We start from the raw sequence: 23,065 nt of genomic DNA, 5'->3' as shown, positions 1-23,065 counted from the left end.
CACTACGCGGAAAGTTGCTTGCGCAGATCGCCTTTTCGCACCTTTCCCGAAGGCGTGCGCGGCAGCTCTGCAACGATGCAAAGTTGCTCGGGCGTCTTTTGCTTCGCCACGCCCGCGGCGGCAAAGTGGGTCTGGACTGCGCTCAGGTCGAGCGACGTGCGTTCGTGCAAGACGACGACCGCACAGACTCTTTCGCCATATCGTGCGTCTGGCTGCGCCACGACGGCGACATCGCGCACGGCCGGGTGAGTGGCAAGTACTCGCTCTACTTCGAGCGACGATATATTTTCTCCTCCGCGAATCACGATGTCCTTCTTTCGATCCGTGATGGTCAGGCAGCCGTTTTCGTCGAGACGGCCGATATCGCCGGTCCGGAACCATCCGTCGTGAGTGAACGCGGCCGCATTGAGCGCCGGGTCGGTGTAGCCGACAAACAGCTCCGGTCCCTTGAGCAGAATCTCGCCGTCGCGTCCGGCAGGCAGGTCGCTGTCCAACTCGTCGACAACGCGCACCTGCGAGCCGGGTTGAATGCGGCCGTCCGTGCAGGCCCGGATGTCAAAAGGCGAATCGACCCAGCCGACACTCACTGTCGAATGCTCGGTCAGTCCGTACGCGCGGGTTCCCGCGAATCCGGCCCGATCGGCCATGGCGACGTGCTCCGGCGTGACACCCGTACCGCCCAGACCGTAACAAGCGAGGGACGCCAGGCTGCGCCCGTCGCGGCGGGCGGCTTCGAGGAGCCCCTGCAGATGAAACGGTGTGCCACCCGAAAGGCGCACGCGATACTCGTCGACCAGTCGCGCGGCAAGCGAGGCGTCCCATCGGTCCATGAACACCATCTCGGTGCCTGTAATGAATGGACGCAACAGAAAATTGAAGCCTGCAATATGGCCAGCAGGGAAGGGCGTCAGATACGGCCCTGGCCCATCGATGAACGGAATCTGCCACTCCGCGCCTACTGTGCGATGAGAGTGCTGCACGCCTTTGGGCGACGTTGTCGTTCCTGACGTGTACAGCAGCAGGCAGATGTCTTCCGACGTTGGCGGGTCAGCAGGGCGGTGTTCATGCGTTGTCGCGGCGAGTCGTTGCAGCGCGCCAAACGTGATGCCGTTCGAGGGCGCCCGATCGCCAACGACGATAACGCGCTCGAGGTCGGGCGTGTCGCGGAGCGCGGCGACACGCTCCAGGTAGTCGGTTCGGGACCAGAAATCGGGCACGCACAGAACGCGGGCGCGGGATTGTCGAAGGATGAAGCCGACTTCGGCGGGACCGTAGATGTGTACGATCGGCACGAGTACCGCACCGATCTCCAGTGCAGCCAGATACAGAAGCGCAGTCTCGCGCTGTGTGGGAAGTTGTATCGCGATCACATCGCCTCGACGCAGACCGATGGCTGTGAGTGCCTTGCCAATCTCTTTCGCGTCGTGCAGCAGGGACTCGGTCGTGCAAGTGTAGGCACCGCCCTGGGTATGAAAATGGAGTGGCGTCGCTCCGTGCTTTTCGACGGCGCGCGCAATCAGGGCCGCGAGAGGCAAACCGCTCGACCACGGCGCAGTTTTCGATTCGCGCAGATTGGAATTCATGCTAACAAGGCTCGCAAGAGGCTCACCAGCGCGAGTGGCTGGTCAAGCATCATGTGATGGCCTGCGCGTGGCATCGTGATCGGACCCTTCGCGCCGGGAATCGCAGCTACGATGCGGCGCGCGCGATCGGCGCTGACCACGCTGCTGCACTCGGCGTGAACGTAGCTGACGGGAACCGCGATGCGGCTCAGCAGGTCTTCTTCGCCTTCGACCGGCTGGAGATTCCGCAACTTCGGGTCAAAGCGCCATACCCAGCCGTCTGCGGTTTGACGAAGTGATGTCTGCGCGAGATGCTCGAGCAGCCACGGCTCGCAATCTTGTTCCGGGATGAGTCGAAAGCGACTGACCGCAGTATGCCAGTCCGGATAGGGACGGGGCGGCGGGCGTCGTTCCACTACGGGCAAGGTTTCGCCGCGTAGCATGAAATACGAATCGAGCACGACTGCATGCGAGAGACGGTCGGAAAAGGTCGCGCACGCCTGGAGCAGACGCGATCCGCCGAAACTGTGGCCCACCGCGACGCACGGTCCAGAGCCGATTGCATCCACGACAGCGACGAGGTCGCGCACGAAAACGTCGGCGCTGTATTCCCGCCTGTACGCGCTGTCGCCCATGCCGCTGAAATCCAGAGCAAAGACGCGAAAGCGATCGGTGAAGAAGGGTGCAATGAAGTCCCACCAGTGCGTGTGCCCGAGAAAACCGTGTGTGAAGACGAGTGGCGGCTTACCGGTGTCTGCGGCGTTCCACGAGACATAGTGGACAGTCACCCCGCCGCCTTCGGTGAAGTGAGATCGACGCGGCTCGGCCAGGGCATGGTCGAACCATGAAGGGACACGGTCATTCATTGCGGATTTTCCATTGCCTGAGGCTTGCACACGCGGTCCACAGACCAGCTATGCGAGTACGATGTGCTGTCGATTCGCGTCGATCCAGTCCAGCATCGGGGTGAGCTGAACACCACGTTCGGAAAGCGAATCGATATCGACGCGATAACCGACCGCGTTGATCCATTCCTGTGCATTCACCCATCCGGTTGAGAGCCCCTTTGCTCGGGCTTCATCTGGTGACACGTGCGAAACGTTGATCTGTGCGCCCAGAACATTGTTCAGGCGATGCGCAACTTCAGACATCGTGAGCTTTTCCGACGCCAGCGGCACTGTCTCACCGTGCCACCGTTGCGGATCGCTTAGCGCGCTGGCCGCGAGCGCGCCCACGTCGTCGGCGGCAATCCAGTCGAGTCGTGCGTCGGATAGCAACGCGCTGAGCAGCAAGCCTTCGCGCAGGTGCGGAAACATCGCGCCCGCTTTCGGCTCAGCGAGATTGTCCATCATGAATGCCGGTTGCAAGACCGTCCACGATTCGAAACCCGCGGCGCGAACGGCCTCTTCCACGTCCCATTTGTCCGTCCAGTATTTTCGGTTCCAACGTTTCTCGCTCCAGCCAGGAAACGTCTCATGATTGCCGGCCTGCGCCACGGAGGTGTGAACGAACTGCGGGACCTCCGCGTTGCGCGCTGCGTTGACGAGCGCAAAACCCTGGCGGCGTTCCCTGTCGCTGCGATCAAAATCAGGCAGGAGAACGGAGAAGACGGAACCGACGCCCTCCATCGCTTTTGCGAGCAAGTGGCGGTCGTCCAGATCTCCCCGTAGCGCCTGCGCATCCATTTCGACGAGTGCCCGCGCAACCGGCGAGTCTGGATTTCGTGTCAGGAAGCGTACATTGCGTCCAGCCGCAAGAAGATGGCGAGCCGCGGCGCCTCCTTGTGCGCCAGTGGCGCCGATGACGAGTACCGCGCCGGATGAATCGATCATGACTTGTCCCGAGGTCGAACGTTAGACGTTGGCCAGGCGTGTCACGCTTGGGCAGCTTGCGCGTGATGCTGCTAACCCGGTGACAGTCATTGCAGGCGCGCGGCCTCGTGCCCAGCCAGCATTCGTTCCGATATTAGCACGATGTTCAGAAAACCGCGAGCAGCGGATTCGGTGATCGATGCTCCGGAATTGCCACGCCAGAGAGCAAGGCGAATGGCGCGAGGCGCAAAGACGAAGCTTCGTCTTTGCGCCTGACACGACGATCAATGCTGCGGGCGCAGCGTTTGAACGAGGCCGCCTTCATGCGCCACGATCACCTCGGATCCCGGCTGATAAACCCCGGCAATTTCGTCTCCGCGCAGGCGGTTGCCCTGGAGGCCGCGCAGATAACTCGTGTCGTCGAGTCGCAACACATGTTCACCCTGCGCGTCGCGCACGACGATCTGGTCCGATGCGATCGACGTTAGCGTGCCCACATAGGGCAAGCGGGGCTCAAACGGGAAACTTCCGCCGTGCGGCAGGATGCGCGTGTCGAGTGACAGACGAAAACGGTCCGAATGATTGCTGAGACCAGAGTGCGGCGTGCGTCGGCTCATCAACAGGACGTCGCCCAAGCGGTAGTTGGTGCGGCGCCATGCGTCTTCTGGCACGCTCGCGAGATCGATGGGGACGATTTTGTCGCCGTCCTTCCTGTGCAGGCACGCAAGCTTATGCAATCCTTCGGCCACGGCCAGTCCGCCGACTTGCGCATCGATATCACTCAGCGGAATCCAGCAGATGATGAAATCGAGGCGGTCGCTGTAGATCGCATCTTCATGAATGAAGTCGAAGCGGGTGCGGCTTTTGTCGATAGCGGGCGGCGACGTGCGGTATTCGGTGAAAGGTACCCAATAAAGCGGTACGCCGAAGAGCCGCTGAAAGAATGCACGAACTGCGGGGTCTGCCATCACGGTGCGTGCCGCACGCTGCTCGTTCATCGCCTTCACGGGAAAAAAGCTGAAATTTTCGCGGTCTTTGCCAGTCCATCGCACGTCCCGGTCGTTGCGGTCCACGAAGCCGTTGCGGTCGAGGTGATCGACTAGCAGACCGCGCATGCGCTCCAGCGGCTCGTGGTCGAGAACGTCGCGAAAGAACAGATAGCCGTCTTCGTTCCAGCGTTCTTGCAGCGCGGCGTGATCGTCGAGCAGATCGTTGGAAACGTTGAAGTCGCGCATCGTCGGCACGATATCCACGCTTGGTGTGCTCATCAATTGTCTCCTTTAGTCGCAGGGCGCTCTGATGTCGGCTCACAGCAACCCGCGTTCTTCCGAAGTGCGGGTCGTGGTGTCGATGCCAAGTTCCCGCAGCGTCTCCAAAACGGCCGTGGTAGCGGAGGCGACGGCCGGGAAGCCTGCATACGGAAGCGCCTGAATCAGCACCCCTTCGAGTTCGCGTGCGCTCAGACCGTTGCGCACGGCAATGCGGACGTGGTTCTTCAGTTCGAGCGTCTGCCGGCTGGCGATGAGAATGCCCAGCGTGACGAGGCTGCGCTGCTTGCGCTCGAGTTTGTCGTCGCCCCATACATCGGCGAACGCGTAGTTGATGGCAAGGCGTGAAATGTCGGAACCGAAGCCGGTGGACTCGCTTGCGGCACGTAAGCCCGCTGCCTTGTCTTCACCCATGATTTCGCCGAATACCTTTAAGCCATAGGCAAGTTTTTCTTCGAGGCTCTTCATTTGTGTCTCCTGTTTAACCGCGGCGGCGCGGCTATTGATAGCGGATGCGACTCCGTGTTCCCGCCGTTGTTGTCGCCGGCGATACCGACGATGATGCGTGCTAAGATCGCGGCGAAAGAGGATCAAAATCTGCATATTGGGGGATCGAAATTCGCAAGCCCACCGCCCCGACCGAGCCAGTGAAGGACGTTGCCGCGCTCGTGCTGCCAGGCAGTTATCTGTCGAGCGTCGGCGCGCTGGTAGACGGATTCGCGCTGATTGCACGACAGATATTCACCCAGTTCGCACCCCCGTACCGGCACACGATGAAGACCCAGGTACGCCTTCTGGGCGCCGACGGAAACAGCCTGGAGTTCGCCGGCGGGCGAAGGATGGAGAGTGACGGGAACCTGCTCGGCGATACGGAGTACCGCATCGTTTATGTACCGGCTTTCGCCGTGGCCAGTGAAGAGGCGCTTGCAACGCTGCTCGACCACGCCGGGCCCGTGACGGAGTGGTTGCGCTGGCAGCGTGCGCGGGGAGCGGTGTTGGCCGCGAGCGGCACGGGAGGAGCGCTGCTCGCGCAGGCGGGGCTGCTCGACGGCGGCGCAGCGGCGGTCCCGCGAGTGCTCAGAAGCCTGTTCCGGTCGCGCTTCCCAAAGGTGCGCGTGGACACTGGCTCCACGATCGCCGAGCACGACGGCGTGCACACTTGCAGCGTGCCCGCAAGCGAGTGGCAACTCGTGGCCCGCCTCGTCGATCGTGCAATATCTCCGCATACCGCCCAATGGCTCGCATCGACGACAGGAACGGACGGCGAGCGCGAGGAAGGCCGCCTGACGAGCGACGATCCGCTCGTGAGCAGCGCGCAATTCTGGCTCGCTCAGCGCTTCGCTCAGGACTTCAAGATCAGCGCGCTGGCGGACCTCCTCGCCGTCAGTCACGCCACGTTGCTGCGGCGCTTTACACGAAGCCTGGGCATGACGCCACGTGCCTATGCGAGCTCACTGCGCATCGAGTCTGCAAAGCGAATGTTGCGTAACACGCAGATATCCATCGAGCAGATCGCCGTGATGGTCGGCTATTCGGACGTGCGCGCATTTCGCAACATCTTTCACAAGTACGTTTCGACGAGTCCTTCTGCGTATCGGCGGCGCGGCACGGATCGCGAATGAAAGCGGCCAACGTTCAGGCCGAATATTTGTCGAGTTCCGCTTTGCCGATATCGGTTGTCCGAAAGCGTTCAAGGAGATAGTCCACGAAAACCCTGACTTTCGCGGGCAGATACTGGCGGTGCGGATAGTGCACGTAAATGCGTGGCCCCACACCGTCCGCCTCGTCTGCGCGCACCCTGTATTCGGGAAGGACGATCCTGAGTGCTCCGGAATGCAGATACGGCAGCACCACAGGCACCGAGGACGGCGTGATGCCGGCACCGCTGATCGCGGCGATGAGGCTGACATTCGGCTGACCCGCCACGGTGAGGCGGCCGCGGGGATGATGGATGAACGTTTTTTCCCTGCGCGCGGCGCCTTTTCGTGTGCTTCCGGGCAAGCGTTCGATATGAAGCGCTGCGAGTCCAAAAGGCATCCGGATGCCGACGAAGTCATGTTCCGCCAGTTCATCCGGTGATTGCGGCACGCCCTTGCGTTCGAGGTAGTCCCGGCTCGCGACCAGTACGATAGGGTAGCCACACAGCGGACGGCAGACATGGTTGGTCCCGCGTCCCCGCGCGTGCTGGATGCTGACGTCGACACCGTCATTGACCAGGCTTGGCGCAGTTTCGTCGTAGTTGATGTCGATTTCGACGAGTGGATAGCGATGAAGAAACTCCGCGATCACCGGAGTCAGACAATGCCTTCCGAACGTGGGCGTCACCGAAACTTTGATCAATCCCTCAGGATGCTCGGGGCTGCGCCGCACATCCGCGACGGCTTCGTTCAGTTGACTCAACAACGGCGCCACGCGTTGAAAGAACTGCCGCCCTTCGCTCGTGAGACTGAGCTTGCGGGTGGTCCGGTTGAAAAGACGCACGCCCAGCTCACGCTCCAGCGCGGCAATGCTCTTGCTGATGGCAGGCGGTGTGACCTGGAGCCGGGTGGCTGCGGCGATGAAGCTGCCGCAACGGACGGCCTGAACGAAAGGCTGCAGGTTTCGGATTTCGGGCATCGTCAATTAATGAAAAAAATTACATCAATCGACGTAATCGAGATTTGTCATGTTGTCGAACCCGAAGTTCTCTTGCCCCATACCTGTTCCAGCTCATCCGAGCCGCCTCGGTCATTGTTCGTATTGTAGAACGGCATTCTAAAGCGTATGTTGAACGGTGTTGGACGTCAAGATAGTGCGCACCCGATATGGCCAGGGTTCGTCCGCAGTGCACCGCAGCGGGACAAAGGCGATATGCTGGCGGCACCCGATATCAAAGCCATATCACGTCATGGAATTGCGGCATCTCAGACACTTCGTCGCGGTTGCGGAGACCCAGCACTTTGGCCGTGCGGCTGCGCGCCTGGGCATGGCGCAGCCGCCGCTCAGCCAGTCGATCATGCGGCTGGAGGAGCAGCTTGGTATCAAGCTGCTCGAACGTACACCGCGAGGCGTTTCGCTCACACCCGCCGGAGCCGCGTTGCTCGCGGAAGCGAAGCCGCTGATCGCGCAAGCGGAGCTGGCCGAGCGGCGCGTGCGGCAAGCCGCCGACGAACTGGCGAGCCTGAGCGTAGCGTTCGTGCCGATGTGTGCGCTGCGAATCATGCCGCTAGCCATCCAGGGGCTTCGCAAGCAATGGCCGGGCGTTGACGTCCGGTTGATCGAGCGCGGCAGTGCTTTGACCGTCGCCAGCGTGAAAAACGGCAGCATCGACCTGGGCGTGGTAGTCACCAGCTCGGCGGATGTCTCCGGTTTGGAAAGCGTGGTCATCGAGCGTCTGCGTGTGGTGGCCGCGGTTCCGGCGAAGTGGCCCGTCGCGGCGCAGCCTTCAATTCGTATCGCGGATCTCGCGCGATACCCGCTCATCATGTTCCCTCAGCAGATGTCGCAGCCGCTGTTCGCTGCGTTCGAGACAGCGCGCCGCGAGGCGGGGCTGTCGCCGCGGGTGACCCAGCAAGCGCGCCATCCATACACGATGCTCAACCTCGTGTCTCATGAACTGGGCATCGGTCTGATGCTGGACTCGGCGCGATACCTGCCCGTCGAGGGTGTCGCCTTCGTCGACATCGAGGATGTTCCGGCTTCAGGCGAAACTGAGGTGTCGCTGGTGTGGGAGGATAGGCCTCACAAGCCCTACCACCGTTCGATGCTCGACATCATGCGCGATATCGCGTCGCCGGCGGCGGGGTGATACGCAATCGCACTGCTCCACAGCTTCGTCCATGCTGCTCCTTTCGTCATCTGCTTGTCGTTCACCTTGACACGCCAAAGTGACGTGTTTATCTTTGCGAATGACGTTCAGAAAACAACCCGCTCGCGCGGCGAGCCAAAGGAGGAGCAATGAGCACCAATGTGGCGAGTCTTTTCAATCTCGATCAGAAAGTGGCGGTGGTAACCGGGGCAGGCTCAGGCATCGGTCGCGAGACGGCTTTGCTGCTGGCGTCGGCGGGCGCAGCGGTGGTCGCGGCGGACCTGAATGAGGAAGCGGCGCAGCAGACGGCCAAACAAATCGAAACTGCGTCTGGCAAGGCTATCGCGGTCAAAGTGGACATCGGCGATGAATCGTCGATTCTTGCGATGTACGAAACGGTGCAGGCCAAACTTGGGCGCCTCGACATTCTCGTGAACAACGCGGGCATCTATCCGAAGACGCAATTCGTCGAGACGTCGGCGGAAAAGTGGGACAAGGTTCTCGGCATCAACTTGCGCGGCACCTTCCTCTGCATGCGCGAAGCGATCAAGCGAATGCAAGGTGCCAAAAACGGCGGATCCATTATCAATATTTCGTCGGTGGCTTCGCTACAGCCGGTGATTTTCGACAACGGTGACTACGGCGCATCGAAGGCGGGTGTTAACAACCTCACCAAGGTGGCAGCTCTCGAATTCGCAGCAGACGGAATTCGCGTGAACGCAGTGCTGCCAGGCGGCGTGGCAACCGAGGGCGCGGCCGCATCGACGAAGGTTCATCAGGCCCACGGGCCGATCACCCAACCTGGCCGAATGCCGCTCGGCCGCATCGGCGTCGCCTCCGATATCGCCAGGGCAGTGTTGTTTTTCGCGTCGCCGGCATCGGACTATGTCACCGGTCAGCTTCTCGCTGTCGACGGCGGCTTCCAGGTCTCCTGATTGCTCGTCTACGTGTCACTTTCGAATCGCTAAGCTGCGTCGAGAACGCGGCTTAGCGCTGCCATTCCCTTTCCTCGATTGATTGCCGACCCGTTCGCACACACGTCCATGTGCGTAGCGGGCGCTCGCGCATGTGCATCGGTCTATTGCGTTGTCGGGTAGTGAAAACACCGACGTCATTAATTGAACGACCTGTTGCATAACCATATTCCATGGCCTAGGATGTCCATCAAGAGGCGCCATGCAAGCGCCCGAGAGGCATAGGCCTGATCGGAGACATGCGATGTACTTTCTCGACAGCGATTTACGTGGTCCTCTTGCGGACTATACGTACGACTATCGTCGCCAGCGCGCTGAAAAGCGCGCTCCGTCGTCGGACGAATCGGCTCGCGCAAAACCATCGAATTGGGCCGCGCGCGTGTTGGGCACGATGGCGCCTCGTATTCTGGGCAAGCTGCGGACGGAGGGCCGGGCGCGATGAAAACGCTGACTCGCGAGAGCGCTCGAGAAGCGCGTAGGGTATGGCTCCCGCTCATTTTGCTGTCGATTTCGGCGGCGGCGGTCTGGCTGCTGCAACGCGATCTGCGCATGGAAGAGCTAGGCCGGTCGGCACTCTTCGACGTCGTGATGATGTTTGCCGTGCTTGGAGCGACGGCATTGGCGGGCATCGTCGGATGTGCGATTGCGAGCCGTGCGCGAGCGCAGGAAGCCGATTTGTCGACAGGCGAGGGTTACTGCTTCATTGGCGCCGTGATCGGTGCGGTCGTCTTTTTTGTCGCCATGACTATCTAACGGTAGAAACCATGAACGAAGAGTTGAGCACGCGCGTCGAAGCACTGTTGGATAAGCAGGACATACTCGAATGCGTGCACCGCTATTGCCGCGGCGTCGATCGCATGGACCGGGAATTGACGCTGTCGGCGTATCATCCGGACGCAATCGACGACCACGGCGCATTCGTCGGGAATGCAGAGGAATTCGTCGACTGGGCCTTTGCGTACCATACCGAGCATCAGTTGTCGCACCACCATATGGTGTTCAATCATAGCGTCGAATTGCGGGGCGACGAGGCGCACGGCGAGACGTACTGGCTCTTCTTCGGAGAAAATCGCGTCAAGCCGGACACGCTAGCGGTGGGGCGCTATATCGACCGCTTCGAAAAGCGTGATGGCGTATGGGCGATTGCCGCCCGTGTCTGCGTCTCCGAAGCGATCAACGAACTGACCCCTGCGGAAGTGCCCTCTGCGTGGCGCGAAATCCTGATGGGCAACGGCGTCAGTGCACGAAATCGTGAAGACGTCTCTTACGAACGGCCTTTAAAGACGCGCCAACCCAGCGAGGTTTAAAGCCGTACGCAAGCCCGCAACGGCGCTTGCCACGGATACCAGCATCGATTTGCCATCAGAGCCAACGTCGGCAGGAAGCCGACGTTGGCTTTCAGCTATTGGGTAGTGGCGCAATCGTGCTGTGACCGACAATCGACAGAAACTCGCGGCGGGTGGAGGGATCGTCACGGAATGCGCCCAGCATTCGACTCGTCACCAGCGATGCGCCGGGCTTATGCACGCCTCGCGTACTCATGCACTGATGCGCGGCTTCGAGAATGACAGCGACTCCCTTCGGCTGCAGCACGGTGTTCAGCGCATCGGCGATCTGAACGGTCATCTTCTCCTGAATCTGCAGGCGCTTGGCATAGACATCGACGAGGCGCGCGAGTTTGGAGATGCCGACCACGCGATGCTCGGGCAAGTAGGCAACGTGCGCACGTCCGATGATGGGCACCATATGGTGTTCGCAGTAGCTCTCGAAACGGATGTCCTTTAGTACCACCATCTCATCGTAGCCATCCACTTCGGAAAACGTGGTGGCGAGAATCTGCATCGGATTGGAGTCATAGCCCGAGAAGAACTCGCGGTACGCGCGCGCGACCCGTGCAGGAGTTTGAATGAGACCTTCCCTTTCGGGATTGTCACCGGCCCATCGGATCAGCGTACGCACGGCTTGTTCCGCCTGGTCCCGGGTGGGGCGAATCGACGCTTCCTCAGCGCCAATCTGATTGTCTCGCTTGTTCATCAACTCTCCTGATCATTCATGCCTCGTGCAATCGCATCGGCGTCCGCGAGTGCGGCACACGAGTGTCGGCGATGTGGAGGAAGTGTATATAATTGCACGATGTTCGTAAATACAAACGACCGGCGCGAACCTTACACGCGACGTTCGAGCACTGCGGGGCGAAAAATCAGGTTGCACTTACACAGGGATCAGCACATGAAAACACGCATTACACAGCTGCTTGGGATTCGATACCCCATTGTTCAAGGAGGCATGATGTGGGTGGGTCGCGCTGAACTTGCCGCCGCCGTCTCGAACGCCGGTGCGCTCGGCACCATCACCGCTCTGACGCAGCCCACGCCCGAGGCGCTGCGCAACGAGATCGCTCGGGTTCGCTCAATGACGGATCAGCCGTTCGCCGTCAACCTGACCATTCTGCCGACGATCAAGCCAGTGCCGTACGACGAGTACGTGCAAGCGGTCGTGGAGAACGGTGTGAAAATCGTCGAGACGGCGGGACGCAATCCCGAGCCGTATATGCCCGCATTCAAGGCTGCGGGAATCAAGGTCATCCACAAGTGCACGTCGGTGCGTCACGCGCTGAAAGCGGAGGCGTTGGGCTGCGACGCCGTGAGCGTGGACGGATTCGAGTGCGCCGGACATCCGGGCGAGGACGACGTGCCCAATCTGATCCTGTTGCCGGCCGCGGCCGCGAAACTGCGTATTCCGATGCTGGCTTCAGGCGGCATTGCCGATGCGCGCGGCATGGTCGCCGCGCTCGCGCTCGGCGCGGATGGGATCAATATGGGTACGCGTTTCATGGCGACGCGGGAGGCGCCGATTCACGAGAACGTCAAGCGCAGGCTCGTAGAGCATGACGAGCGCAATACAGCGTTGATCTTCCGCACGCTGAAGAACACGTCGCGTATCTTCAGGAATTCGGTAGCGGAGCAGGTGTTGGAACTCGAACAAAAAGAGGGTGTGACGTTTGCGGATCTCAAGCCGCTGGTGAGCGGTGAGCGCGGTAAGCGAGTGTACGAGACGGGTGACACCGAAGACGGAACGTTTCCGGCTGGCCTCGCAATCGGGCTTATCGAGGATATTCCCACCTGCGCGGAACTCGTGAGTCGGATGGTCGCCGAGGCGCGCGCACTCATTCATGGCCGGCTGGCCGCGCTAGTAGAAGAGAGCTGAGTCCGCAAAAAGACGACCGTCGAGCAAGGCTGCCCGCGCCCACGGTTTTAGCGAGCGTGGCAGCCGATGCATGCGTTTCGATCGCAATCAAGCCTGCGAAGTCGGACGACGTTGTTCGTCGAGTCGTTCGAGGTGCGCCAGCAGCGACCGGGATGCCGCTGGCCAGAGCCTTTCGGGAACATCGGTATAAGCAAGACGCAGCCAGTCGTCGATCGAACCGGTCGGCAGTGCCTTTACCGCGCCGGCGATCTTCGCTTCCCGGGCGAGACGGTGTGCCTTGAGGCGGGCGATCTGGTCATGCGCTCGGTCCAGCACGTACCCATGTGCGGGCAGAATGAAGTCGATCTCACGTTCGGCGCAGATCGCGTCCAACCGGTCGAGTGACGTAAGGTACGCCGTCATGTTGCCGTCGGGAGGATCGATGATGGTCGTGCTGCCATTCAGAATGTGATCGCCGCTGAATAGCAGTCCGTCTTCCAGAAGGACCAGGCACACGTGGTTGCTTGCGTGCCCCGGTGTCGAGACGACGAGCAATCGATGCGTGTCACCGTCATGCGCAAGTGTCAGCACATCGCCATCGAGCAATTCGCGGTCCGGAACGAAGTGATGGCTTGCCCTGTCGGCAGGCCCGGACGACCGACCGAGGACGGGCGGCTTGTGCGGACACATAAACTGCAGTGGCCTCGCCCCGGGTGCGTGGTCCACGTGGGAGTGCGTGCAGACGATCATTCGAATATCGCCGCCCGTAGCTGCGAAGATGCGTTGAAGATGCGCCTGGTCGTCCGGTCCAGGATCGATCACGATGAAGCCGGTCGCCACCGTGCCAACGATGTAGCTATTCGTGCCTGGGCCCGTCATCAAGCCGCTGTTGCTGGCGGTCAACCGCATCACGTTTCCCAGAAGCGGGGCGGTTTCCGTCGATCGCCAATCCAGAGAGTGGAGCACCTGACCGTCGGGGCACACGAGACGCAGTTCCCCGTATGAGGGGTCACCTTCCATACAGCGCACGACACTGCCTGAGCTCAACCCACCGCGCGGACAACTGCTCCACAGCGACCTTTCAGACCTGCACGCCGTGAGCAGTGCTTCAACCGAGTTGAACGAGCGAAGGCGTTCGAGCGTTCGCACGGTCGGGAAGATCATCGTGAAGTCGCCCGAGGCGTGGCGCGCCAGTGCCTCGTCGGGACGGACCCACACGGGTTCGAACTGCTCGGCGCCGTCCGCGACAGCGGTTTGACCGACGGGCATGCGCGCCACGAAAAACTGCACGTCAAAGCGCCGCGGCAGATCGCGATCGGTGATCCAATGCGCAAACGGATAGACACGATCCGCGGCGAGTGTGAGGCCGTGCTGTGAGCAATGGTCTTCGATCGCTGTTGCCCGGTCTAGCCTCGCAATATCGTGGCCGTCGACGAAACCGCCGTCGTGTCGCCATGCCAGCAGCACGCCGAGCTCTTCGAATGTTTCCCGAATGGCGGCCACGGCCTGAACCGCTTGCGTATCGTCTTGCGTGGGGCGCCGTCGTACGCCGCCGGCGATTCGTCCATCGGACGGGTCGATTGCGCCACCAGGAAAGACGAACGCGCCCGGCGCGAAGCTCGCTTGCGCCGAACGTCGTGTCATCAGCACTTCAATGGTGCGCGAACCCTCGTATTGCGCGTCGCGTAGCAACAGCATCGTCGCAGCGGGGCGTGGTGCCACCGGCTGCCGTTGCGGGTGGAGTCGTTGTTCGGGGCGTACCACGGTTGTCCCTCTGGTTGAATGGATAACGCTGTGCGAAGCCCTAAATGCGCTCGAAGATGGCCGCGATGCCTTGACCTCCGCCGATGCACATGGTCACGAGCGCATAGCGCCCACCGCAACGATGCAACTCGTGAATGGCCTTGACCGCAATGACGGCGCCGGTTGCGCCGATCGGATGACCGAGCGAGATGCCCGATCCGTTCGGGTTGACCTTTGCGCTGTCGAATTCCAGCTCCTTCGCCACGGCGCAAGCTTGAGCGGCGAACGCCTCGTTCGCTTCGATCACATCGAGATCCGCGACGGTCAAACCCGCGCGCTGCAGCGCCTTGCGTGTCGCAGGTACCGGGCCGATGCCCATGTATAGCGGATCGACGCCCGCGTGAGCCCACGAAACGAGTCGCGCAAGCGGACGAAGGTCTCGTTGTTCGGCGGTGCGACGGGCCATCAGCAGGACTGCAGCCGCGCCGTCGTTGAGTCCCGACGCATTGCCGGCCGTGACCGTACCGTCTTTCTGGAACGCTGGGCGCAATTTGGCGAGATCGGCGATGGTCGTGCCCGACCGCACATGCTCATCGGTGTCAAAAACCGTTTCGCCCTTTTTCGTGCGCAGCGCTACGGGCACGATCTGCTCGCGGAAGTTGCCGTCATGAATAGCTTGCGCAGCGCGCCGGTGCGATTCGACGGCGAGCAGGTCCTGGTCGTCGCGCGAAATGCCGTACTTCTTTGCGACGTTCTCCGCGGTTACGCCCATATGGCAAGCGCTGAACGGATCGGTCAACGCGCCGGCCATCATGTCGATCAGGCGGATGTCGCCCATGCGCGAACCCCAACGCGCGCCGCTCGCAACGTATGCCGCGCGCGACATGCTTTCTGCACCCGCGCCGATCGCAATTTCCGTGTCGCCGAGCGCGATAGCTTGTGCAGCGGAGATGATTGCCTGGAGGCCGGAGCCGCATAGCCTGTTGAGCGTCAGTGCCGGTGCGTCCGCGCTGACACCGCCTTCCATCGCGGCGACGCGCGCGAGATACATGTCGCGAGGCTCCGTATGAATCACGTTGCCAAACACCACGTGGCCCACCTCTTCACCCGGCAGATTCGAACGCTCGAGCAGCGCGCGAACGACCGTTGCGCCTAGCGTCGTGGGCGGAATGCTCGATAGCGCGCCACCGAAGTCTCCAATAGCGGTGCGAACGGCAGCGGTGACGACAACCTCTTCCGACATGATGGCTCCTTGGTTCCGGTAATCGGTTACGATCCGGTGTCATGTTTAACAATACGAATAGCGTTCAGAAAGTAGCGCATTTTGTGTTTTCTGTCCACGTCGTTGTGCGATGCGCAAAGCTGCAATCGCGCCGGACATTGCGCACGTCATTCGCGGCAGATTGCGTACGTGCTATCAGGCCTTTCTTGTGGGTGACAACGGATAGACGTGGCTGGGATTTCGCGTTATTCTGGTTCAGCAAGATGATCGACGTTCAATTATTGGTTGAACTTGGCCCGCAACATTTCCTGGTATCGGAAGGCGATGCGAGCGCTCGCGGGACATGACTTGCCAGATAACAACAGGACGACTCAGATGGATGCAGGTACGGCTTCGCACGATGCCCTGATGGATGTGCCGTTTCGCCCGATTCGCGTCGGCAGCATGGACGCCATCGTCGAGCGAAGGCCAGACGGAAGCGTGGTGTATGAACTGAAGGAACCGCTCGAACCGTATCCCGTCCGCTTGACGGAGCGGCTCGAACACTGGGCGAGCGTCACGCCCGAGCGCGCGTTGCTTGCGCGGCGGACGCCGGACGGCAAGTCATGGGAATCTCTGACCTACCGCCAGGCGTTCGACGGTGCGCGTGCGCTGGGGCAGGTGCTGCTCGATCGAGGATTGTCGCCGTCTCGTCCGTTGATGATTCTCTCGGATCGAAGCTTTGAACACGCGCTCTTCGCGCTCGCCGCATTGCACGTCGGGATTCCCTATATTCCGGTGACGCCCGCGTATTCGCTGTTATCGCAGGACTTTTCGAAGCTCAAGCAACTCGCGGCGGTATGCACGCCCGGCCTCGTCTTCGCGGAGGACGGCGCGCAGTATGGCCGCGCATTGCGTGAGGTGTTCGGCGACGTGGAATGTGTCGTCGTCGGTCCGTTGCCGGAGGGGCGTGGCGGATCGCGCGTCGCGGAGTGGCTGAAGACGCCGGTTACAGCCGACGTCGACGAGGCGTTCAAGGCGGTCGGCCCGGATACGGTGGGCAAGATCATGTTTACTTCGGGAACGACAGGCGCACCGAAAGGCGTGATCTACCCGCAGCGCATGTTGTGCAGCAATCGACAGCAAGTCGCCCAGGTGTTCGCGTTTCTTCAGGACGGGCCATCGGACCTCGTCGACTGGCTGCCGTGGCATCACACTTTTGGCGGCACGCATAACTTCGGCATGGTGCTGTACGGCGGGGGGACTTACTACCTGGACCCAGGCAAGCCAACGCCGGAAGAAATTGGCCCGACAGTGCAGGCATTGCGTGAAATCGCACCGGCGGTCTACCTCAATACGCCGCAAGGGTTGGCCTCGCTCATTCCGCATCTGCAGGCGGACAAGGCGCTGCGCGAGAAATTCTTCAGCAAACTTGCGCTCATCTACTACGGCGGCGCAAGCCTGCCGAAATACATCTGGGCTCAACTCGACGAGCTCGCGGTGCGTACCATCGGCCAGCGTGTGCTCATCATGTCGGGCATCGGCAGCACGGAAGCGGGCCCAACGCCCTTATCGGCGGCCTGGGATCCGCGACGGGAAGCGATTGCGGGATTGCCCGTGCCCGGCGTCAAAGTGAAGGTGGCGCCGGTCGGCGCGAAGCTGGAAATCCGCTTCCTCGGCGACTGTGTGACGCCCGGCTACTGGAAAGATCCCGAGCGCACCGCCGCCGCGTTCGACGAGGAAGGCTATTTCTGCTCCGGTGACGCAGCAACGTTCATCGACCCGCAGCGCCTCGAACTTGGACTGCGCTTCGACGGACGGATCGCGGAAAATTTCAAGCTGTCCTCGGGTACCTGGGTCAACGTCGCCGAGTTGCGACTGTACGCGCTGAACGTGTTGGGCCCGTATGCGCGGGACATCGTGATTGCGGGGCACGACCGCGACTACCTGACCGCGCTCGTGTTCCCTGACATCGAAGCGTGCCGTGCGCTTTGCGACGACCTTCACGATCCGATGCCGGACGCCGACCAGATCATCAACAGCCGCGGCGTGCGCGCGTTCTTCCAGACCGGACTCGACCGGCTCGCCGCGCGGCCTGGCGGCAGCTCTACGCGCATTGCGCGCATCGTGCTCGAAAGCGAGCAGCCGACGCTCGATAACGGCGAATTGAGTGCAAAGAGCGCGATCAGCCAACGCAATGTGCTCGAGCGACGGCGCGGTGTCGTGGACGAGCTTTATTGCATGCCCCCCACGCCGCGCACACTGGTCGGCAACGCTGGCGCAGCAGCCGGTGCAGATCGAGGCGCGCGCCGCGGTTCAACGTACTGAAAACGCTGGAAGCTAAACAATGGATTTTCGCGTAGATCCCGCGGACATCGTGTTCCGCAAAGAGGTTCGTGCGTACCTCAACGAGCATTTGCCGGCCGACCTGGCCTTTCGCGGGCAGCAGGGCTTTCTGGCAGGTGACGACGATTCACAGCGCTGGACTCGCATCTTGCACGAAACGCGCGGGTGGTCAGTGCCGCATTGGCCGGTTGCTGACGGCGGCACGGGGTGGACCGCGATGCAGCGTTACATCTTCGAGGAAGAGTGCTATCTGGCCGGCGCACCGATACAGAATCAGGCGGGCGTGTCGCTCGTCGGACCCGTGATTTGCGAGTTTGGCAACGAAGAGCAGAAGCGGCGCTTTCTTCCCCCTATTCAGCGTGGTGAAGTGTTCTGGGTACAGGGTTTTTCAGAGCCGGGCTCGGGTTCCGATCTTGCATCGCTACGTACGACGGCGGTTCGCTATGGAGACCACTACATCGTCAATGGACAGAAGATCTGGACCAGCTTCGGCGCCTACGGTCAATGGAATTTCGTGCTGGTCCGCACGGATAGCGAAGCGAAGCCACAAAAGGGCATTTCCTTCCTGCTGCTCGACATGTCGTCGCCGGGCGTTACCGTACGGCCGATCGCGTCGCTCGATGGCTGCCATCACCTGGCGGAAGTCTTCTACGACAACGTGCGTGTGCCCGCTGAAAACCTGATCGGCGAGGTCAACAAGGGGTGGGGATACACCAAGTTTCTGCTCTTTAACGAGCGGGCATTTCTTGGCGCTGAAGCGCCTGCCCTCAAGCGCTATCTGCGCAAGATCCGGCACTACGCTTCGCGCGAACACGTGGCCGGCAAGCCATTGATCCAGGATCCGACGTTTGCGGCGCGCTTCGCGCAGTACGAATTGGAGGTTCGCGCGATCGACATGGCGGTGCAGGAAGTCCTGCATCAAGGGATAGACGAGCGCAGTGGCGGTATGGCGATCGGATCCATGCTCAAGGTGCGCGGATCCGAACTCCATCAGAAGCTCACAGAGATGCTGCTGGAGGTGATCGGCGATTACGGCGCCGTGTTCTACCCCGATCCGAATGAAGAGCGAGAGCTGTGCGGGGCCCGGTTCATCGGACCTGAATACGCGCCAGGCCTGGCGGCAGAAGTCTTCTATCGGCGGGCTTGCTCGATCTATGGCGGGACGGCCGAAATTCAGCGAAACATCATCGCCAAAGCACTGTTCGATCTTTGACACCATATTGAGTCACGAACGGTCTTCGGTCCCCGAGACGTGGGGATCGCATCAATTGCCGGCATAAAGAGGGTGCAGCATGGACTTTGAGTTGAGCGACGAACAGCGGATGTTGCAGGAAAGCGCGCAACGCTTCTTGCAAAAGAGTTATACGTTCGAACATCGTCGCAATCTTGCTTCGCAAGGAGGCGGATTTTCGCGCGAGACGTGGCGCATGTTCGGCGAAATGGGATGGCTCGGTGTCGCGGTGCCGGATGAATTGGGCGGGCTCGGTTTCTCGTCGATCGAAAGCGCCATCGTGGCCGAGCAGATCGGGCGCGCGCTGGTGCTGGAGCCATACGTGATGTGTGGTGTGTTTCCCGCGTCGCTTGTCACGCACTGCGGGCGAGACGGGCAGCGCGAGGCCATACTTGGCGAGATCGTTTCCGGCGAGACTGTCTATGCGGTCGCGCAAAGTGAACGTGAAGCGCGGGGTCAGGTGCACTACGTGACTGCAACCGCGAAGAAGACAGACGACGGGGCGTGGCGGCTGGACGGCCATAAGACGCTCGTGGTTGGAGCGCCCGTTGCAGACCGTCTGCTCGTCGTCGCTCGCGCGGCGGGCGCCGCCGATGCCACGGACGGCATCGGGGTTTTCGTCGTCGATCCGAAGCAGGCAGGCGTGACGCTGAAGACTTGCGCGTTGCTCGACGGCACGCCATCTGCCGACTTGCTGCTCGATGGTGTGATCGTCGCAGAATCGAATGTTCTGGGTGAGGCTGGGCGAGCGTTCGAAGGACTGCAGGCCGCCGTCGACGAAGCGGTCGTTGCGATCTGTGCTGAACTGGTGGGCGATATGGAAGACGCTATCGAGCTCGCGTCGGAATACTTGAAAACGCGCAAACAGTTCGGCGTGGCGATTGGCAGCTTCCAGGCGCTGCAACACCGGATGGCCGACATGGCGATCGAAGCGATGCAGGCGCGCGCGACACTGCACCGCGCGTTGCTCTCCATCAGCGAGGACAGGGAGAACCGGAGCGTGGAAATCTCGGGCTGCAAGGCACAGACCACGCGTAGCGCGAAGTTCGTCACGCAGCAGGGTATCCAGTTGCACGGTGGCTACGGCATCACGGATGAATACAAGGTGGGCCATCACTATCGCCGTCATCTGGTGCTCGACGCATTGTTCGGCAACACGGACTACCACCTGAATCGCTACGCACGCCAGATTCAGCACGAGGCATTGGCCGCGGCGGCGTGAACCCTTTCGAGGCATTGCCATGAACGCGAAAGCAACCGATCTGCTCGGCGTGCGGAGTGACGGAGCGGTTCTCACGTTGACACTGAACCGGCCCGCGGCCCGCAACGCACTGAACCTCGCATTGACAGAAGCGCTGGTCGACGCATTGCATCGTTTCGAAGCGGACCAAAGCCTGCGCGTCCTTATCGTGACGGGCGCCGATCCGGCCTTTTGTGCTGGGCTCGACCTGAATGATTTTTCCGCGCCCGATGCGCCGCGCACGCGGGTCGCGGACATGATCGATATGTGGCCGCGCATCACCAAGCCGGTAATCGCGGCGGTCAACGGCGCTGCCGTTACAGGCGGGCTGGAACTTGCAATGGGGTGCGATTTCATCATCGCGTCCGAGCGCGCGCGCTTTGCCGACACGCACACGAAAATCGGTGCGCTCGCGGGGGGCGGTATGACCGCGAGGTTGCCGTATATCGTGGGTCAGCGGTGGGCGAAGCAGTTCAGCTTGACGAGCGATCCGATTGACGCGGCCACGGCGTTGCGCATTGGCCTCGCGAACGAGGTGGTCAGCCACGATCAACTGATGGAGCGGGCAGCGTCACTCGCGAAGACGATTGCGAGCCGCCGCCCCGATCTCGTCGCGACGGTCAAGCGGGTGATCGATCAGGGTGCGCTAGCTTCGCTGGAAGAGGCGTTGCGGATCGAGAAGGCGGCATTGGCGCAAAGAAAGCAAAGCGGCGGCATGGCATGGCAGGTGGGGAAATAATCGCTTGCCTGACCGAAATCAACGGCTTGCTGTGTCGTGGCCGCTCTACACCGGTCTGCTGCGAGCGAAAGAACTGATCGCGTCGGCGTTCAGCGCCCAGCAGAAACGCAAGCAAGCCTGATCCTGCCCGGTGAACCCTGCTTTCATCGGCAAGCCTCCTTTTCTGCGGAGTACGTATGCGCTCATCGCTTTTTGACCTCACGGACAAGGTCGCAATCGTCACCGGATCGAGTCGCGGCATCGGCTATGCCAGTGCGCTCGGCATGGCGGAACACGGCGCCAGAGTCGTCGTTTCCGGCCGTAACGCCGACGCCTGCGAAACTGCCGCGCAAGCCATCAACGAAAAGATCGGAACACGGGTGGCCTTGCCGTTCGCCTGCAACATCGGCCGTAAAGCGGAATTGCAAGGTCTCGTGGCTGCGGCGAACGGCGAGTGGGGCAGGGTCGACATCGTGATGGCCAATGCCGCGATTCACCCGTGGATAGGCTCGGTACTCGACCTGCAAGACGAAACGTTCAACAAGTTCATGCAGGTCAACGTGCAGAGCAATATCTGGCTCGCGCAGATGACCATGCCCGGCATGACCGAGCGTGGCTATGGGCGCTTTATTTCGGTGGCATCCGTGGTCGGCCTGTTCGGCGATGCCGTGACGGGAACCTACGGTCTCACCAAAGCCGCCGACATGCAGCTCGTGAGAAACCTCGCGATGGAATTTGCGGCAAAGGGCGTCACCGCCAATTGCATCGCGCCTGGCACCTTCAAGACCGAGATGGCGCGATCGCAATGGGAGGACCAGGCGATGGTCGAATGGTACCGTGGTCGCAATCCATCACAGCGCTTCGGCGAGGTCGACGAGATCGCTGGGCTAGCCGTGATGCTCGCATCGCGTTCGGGCGGCTATATCAACGGCCAGACGATCGCGGTGGATGGCGGCCACACGATCTCGTTTCGCTGACCCGCAGGAGGGACGGACATCGTGCGCCTCCAGATGTTCAGGACGCGAATCACCGATCTGCTCGGCATTCGTCACCCGATACTTTGCGGCGGTCTTGGGCCGCGCGTGTCCGACGCACGGTATGTCGCCGCAGTCGTCAACGCAGGCGGCATGGGCTTTATCGTCGGCGCGGGCTTTCCCGATTCCGATGAATTCCGCAGCGAGTTGCGCACCTGTCGTGAACTCACCGGTGCAAAGAACTTCGGCGTCAATCTCTACATATCGCGGCAAGCGGGCGGAGTGGAGCGAGTCAAGCAACAGATCCGCATTCTGATCGAAGAGAACGTTGCCTGCGTGGAGACCGCCGGTGCGAGCCCCGAAGCGGTCGTGCCGTTGCTCAAGGAGGCGGGCATCAAAGTTTTGCACAAGGTGCCCGCTGTGCGCTATGCACATACGGCGGTGCGGATGGGGGTCGACGGTGTGATCGTCGTCGGCAATGAGTGCGGCGGCCATCCAGGCATCTACCAGATCGGTAGCATCGTGCAGGCCGCGCAGGCGCCGCGCGAAATCGGCTTACCGGTTGTGATCGGCGGCGGCATCGGCACCGGGCGGCAGCTTGCGGGCGTGCTGGCGATGGGCGCCGACGCGATCATCATGGGTACGCGCATGATGGTCGCCGAGGAGTTGTGGATTCATCCTGAAGTCAAGGCGAAGGTGGTGGCGGGCGACGGCAGCGAAAGCGTCGTGGTCAAGTCTGCGATTCGCGATCATCACCGCGTGCTGCGCAACGAGAGCGCCGAGGCGGTCATGGAACTCGATCGCGCGCAGGTGAGGGAGTTCGAGCGGTTCCGTCCTCACGTGATGGGCGCACTCGCGCACCAGGCTTACGTGACTGGCGACACGCGCAAGGGCATGATCGACTATGGTCATGCTGCGGTTTTTGCCGACGCGGTCAGGAAGGTCGAGACAATTTTCGACGAGATGATCGACGACGCGGTGGCGGCGTCGAACCGGTTGAGCAAACTGACGACGTAGACGGCTG

At 61.5% G+C, this 23,065-nt stretch carries 22 protein-coding genes; 13 read left to right on the top strand and 9 right to left on the bottom strand.

Going from position 1 to position 23,065, the window contains the following annotated elements:
• Positions 1–2 precede the first annotated feature (2 nt).
• The 5 genes from F6X42_RS07735 to F6X42_RS07715 all read right to left on the bottom strand — a co-directional run bounded on the left by F6X42_RS07735 (position 3) and on the right by F6X42_RS07715 (position 5,109).
• The gene (locus F6X42_RS07735; RefSeq protein ID WP_187633625.1) at positions 3–1,583 is read right to left on the bottom strand and encodes an AMP-binding protein; all 1,581 of its coding nucleotides are present in this window, start codon (positions 1,581–1,583) and stop codon (positions 3–5) included.
• A complete protein-coding gene (locus tag F6X42_RS07730; protein ID WP_187633624.1) occupies positions 1,580–2,428 on the bottom strand; it encodes an alpha/beta fold hydrolase in 849 nt (282 codons plus the stop codon). Before F6X42_RS07730 ends, F6X42_RS07735 begins: the two co-directional genes overlap by 4 nt.
• Before the next feature lie 48 nt (positions 2,429–2,476).
• A complete protein-coding gene (locus F6X42_RS07725) occupies positions 2,477–3,394 on the bottom strand; it encodes an NmrA family NAD(P)-binding protein (RefSeq protein WP_187633623.1) in 918 nt (305 codons plus the stop codon).
• A gap of 263 nt (positions 3,395–3,657) precedes the next feature.
• Positions 3,658–4,641 carry a phytanoyl-CoA dioxygenase family protein gene (locus F6X42_RS07720; protein WP_187633622.1) on the bottom strand — a complete coding sequence of 328 codons (984 nt, stop codon included), beginning with the start codon at positions 4,639–4,641 and terminating at the stop codon, positions 3,658–3,660.
• A 39-nt stretch (positions 4,642–4,680) separates the two neighbouring features.
• Positions 4,681–5,109 (bottom strand): carboxymuconolactone decarboxylase family protein, encoded by a 429-nt coding sequence (locus F6X42_RS07715; protein ID WP_008917662.1) that lies wholly within the window; start codon positions 5,107–5,109, stop codon positions 4,681–4,683.
• 179 nt (positions 5,110–5,288) lie between these two features.
• Between F6X42_RS07715 and F6X42_RS07710 the strand changes: the two genes are divergently transcribed.
• Positions 5,289–6,263, top strand: a complete 975-nt coding sequence (locus tag F6X42_RS07710; RefSeq protein ID WP_312892546.1) for a GlxA family transcriptional regulator — start codon at positions 5,289–5,291, stop codon at positions 6,261–6,263.
• 13 nt (positions 6,264–6,276) lie between these two features.
• Here the strand turns inward: F6X42_RS07710 and F6X42_RS07705 are convergent, their stop codons facing one another.
• The gene (locus F6X42_RS07705) at positions 6,277–7,257 is read right to left on the bottom strand and encodes a LysR family transcriptional regulator (protein WP_187633621.1); all 981 of its coding nucleotides are present in this window, start codon (positions 7,255–7,257) and stop codon (positions 6,277–6,279) included.
• Between the two features lie 271 nt (positions 7,258–7,528).
• On the opposite strand from F6X42_RS07705, the gene F6X42_RS07700 reads away from it, so the two are divergent.
• The 5 genes from F6X42_RS07700 (at position 7,529) to F6X42_RS07680 (ending at position 10,709) form a co-directional block, all read left to right on the top strand.
• Complete coding sequence (locus F6X42_RS07700; RefSeq protein WP_187633620.1) at positions 7,529–8,428, top strand: LysR family transcriptional regulator; 900 nt, start codon at positions 7,529–7,531, stop codon at positions 8,426–8,428.
• Positions 8,429–8,577: 149 nt separating this feature from the next.
• Positions 8,578–9,363, top strand: a complete 786-nt coding sequence (locus F6X42_RS07695; protein WP_187633619.1) for an SDR family NAD(P)-dependent oxidoreductase — start codon at positions 8,578–8,580, stop codon at positions 9,361–9,363.
• Positions 9,364–9,646: 283 nt separating this feature from the next.
• The gene (locus F6X42_RS07690; RefSeq protein ID WP_187633618.1) at positions 9,647–9,844 is read left to right on the top strand and encodes a hypothetical protein; all 198 of its coding nucleotides are present in this window, start codon (positions 9,647–9,649) and stop codon (positions 9,842–9,844) included.
• Between the two features lie 107 nt (positions 9,845–9,951).
• A complete protein-coding gene (locus F6X42_RS43880) occupies positions 9,952–10,155 on the top strand; it encodes a hypothetical protein (protein WP_246530009.1) in 204 nt (67 codons plus the stop codon).
• An 11-nt stretch (positions 10,156–10,166) separates the two neighbouring features.
• A complete protein-coding gene (locus F6X42_RS07680; protein ID WP_187633616.1) occupies positions 10,167–10,709 on the top strand; it encodes a nuclear transport factor 2 family protein in 543 nt (180 codons plus the stop codon).
• 91 nt (positions 10,710–10,800) lie between these two features.
• Here F6X42_RS07680 and folE read toward each other — a convergent pair whose 3' ends face one another.
• Positions 10,801–11,436 carry a GTP cyclohydrolase I FolE gene (folE, locus tag F6X42_RS07675; protein ID WP_187633615.1) on the bottom strand — a complete coding sequence of 212 codons (636 nt, stop codon included), beginning with the start codon at positions 11,434–11,436 and terminating at the stop codon, positions 10,801–10,803.
• 195 nt (positions 11,437–11,631) lie between these two features.
• Here folE and F6X42_RS07670 point away from each other — a divergent pair, with 195 nt between their 5' ends.
• Complete coding sequence (locus F6X42_RS07670; RefSeq protein ID WP_187633614.1) at positions 11,632–12,609, top strand: NAD(P)H-dependent flavin oxidoreductase; 978 nt, start codon at positions 11,632–11,634, stop codon at positions 12,607–12,609.
• Between the two features lie 87 nt (positions 12,610–12,696).
• On the opposite strand, the gene F6X42_RS07665 is transcribed toward F6X42_RS07670, so the two are convergent.
• Positions 12,697–14,352, bottom strand: a complete 1,656-nt coding sequence (locus tag F6X42_RS07665) for an MBL fold metallo-hydrolase (RefSeq protein WP_187633613.1) — start codon at positions 14,350–14,352, stop codon at positions 12,697–12,699.
• 40 nt (positions 14,353–14,392) lie between these two features.
• Complete coding sequence (gene bktB / locus F6X42_RS07660; RefSeq protein WP_187633612.1) at positions 14,393–15,574, bottom strand: beta-ketothiolase BktB; 1,182 nt, start codon at positions 15,572–15,574, stop codon at positions 14,393–14,395.
• A 354-nt stretch (positions 15,575–15,928) separates the two neighbouring features.
• Between bktB and F6X42_RS07655 the strand changes: the two genes are divergently transcribed.
• From F6X42_RS07655 to F6X42_RS07630, 6 genes are all read left to right on the top strand, one after another.
• Positions 15,929–17,860 (top strand): AMP-binding protein, encoded by a 1,932-nt coding sequence (locus F6X42_RS07655; RefSeq protein ID WP_246530008.1) that lies wholly within the window; start codon positions 15,929–15,931, stop codon positions 17,858–17,860.
• Positions 17,861–17,879: 19 nt separating this feature from the next.
• On the top strand, positions 17,880–19,091 hold the full coding sequence (locus F6X42_RS07650) for an acyl-CoA dehydrogenase family protein (protein WP_187633611.1): 1,212 nt from the start codon (positions 17,880–17,882) through the stop codon (positions 19,089–19,091).
• A gap of 79 nt (positions 19,092–19,170) precedes the next feature.
• A complete protein-coding gene (locus F6X42_RS07645) occupies positions 19,171–20,331 on the top strand; it encodes an acyl-CoA dehydrogenase family protein (RefSeq protein WP_187633610.1) in 1,161 nt (386 codons plus the stop codon).
• A gap of 19 nt (positions 20,332–20,350) precedes the next feature.
• Positions 20,351–21,088, top strand: a complete 738-nt coding sequence (locus tag F6X42_RS07640; protein WP_187633609.1) for an enoyl-CoA hydratase — start codon at positions 20,351–20,353, stop codon at positions 21,086–21,088.
• A 176-nt stretch (positions 21,089–21,264) separates the two neighbouring features.
• Positions 21,265–22,044, top strand: a complete 780-nt coding sequence (locus F6X42_RS07635) for an SDR family NAD(P)-dependent oxidoreductase (protein ID WP_187633608.1) — start codon at positions 21,265–21,267, stop codon at positions 22,042–22,044.
• Positions 22,045–22,065: 21 nt separating this feature from the next.
• On the top strand, positions 22,066–23,058 hold the full coding sequence (locus tag F6X42_RS07630; protein WP_187633607.1) for an NAD(P)H-dependent flavin oxidoreductase: 993 nt from the start codon (positions 22,066–22,068) through the stop codon (positions 23,056–23,058).
• The last annotated feature ends 7 nt before the right edge of the window (positions 23,059–23,065 follow it).

The sequence above is a fragment of the Paraburkholderia podalyriae genome (assembly GCF_014397785.1).
GTDB lineage: Bacteria > Pseudomonadota > Gammaproteobacteria > Burkholderiales > Burkholderiaceae > Paraburkholderia > Paraburkholderia podalyriae.
Note: the sequence above shows the minus strand (reverse complement) of the source record. Positions and strands in the feature narration are given on the sequence as shown.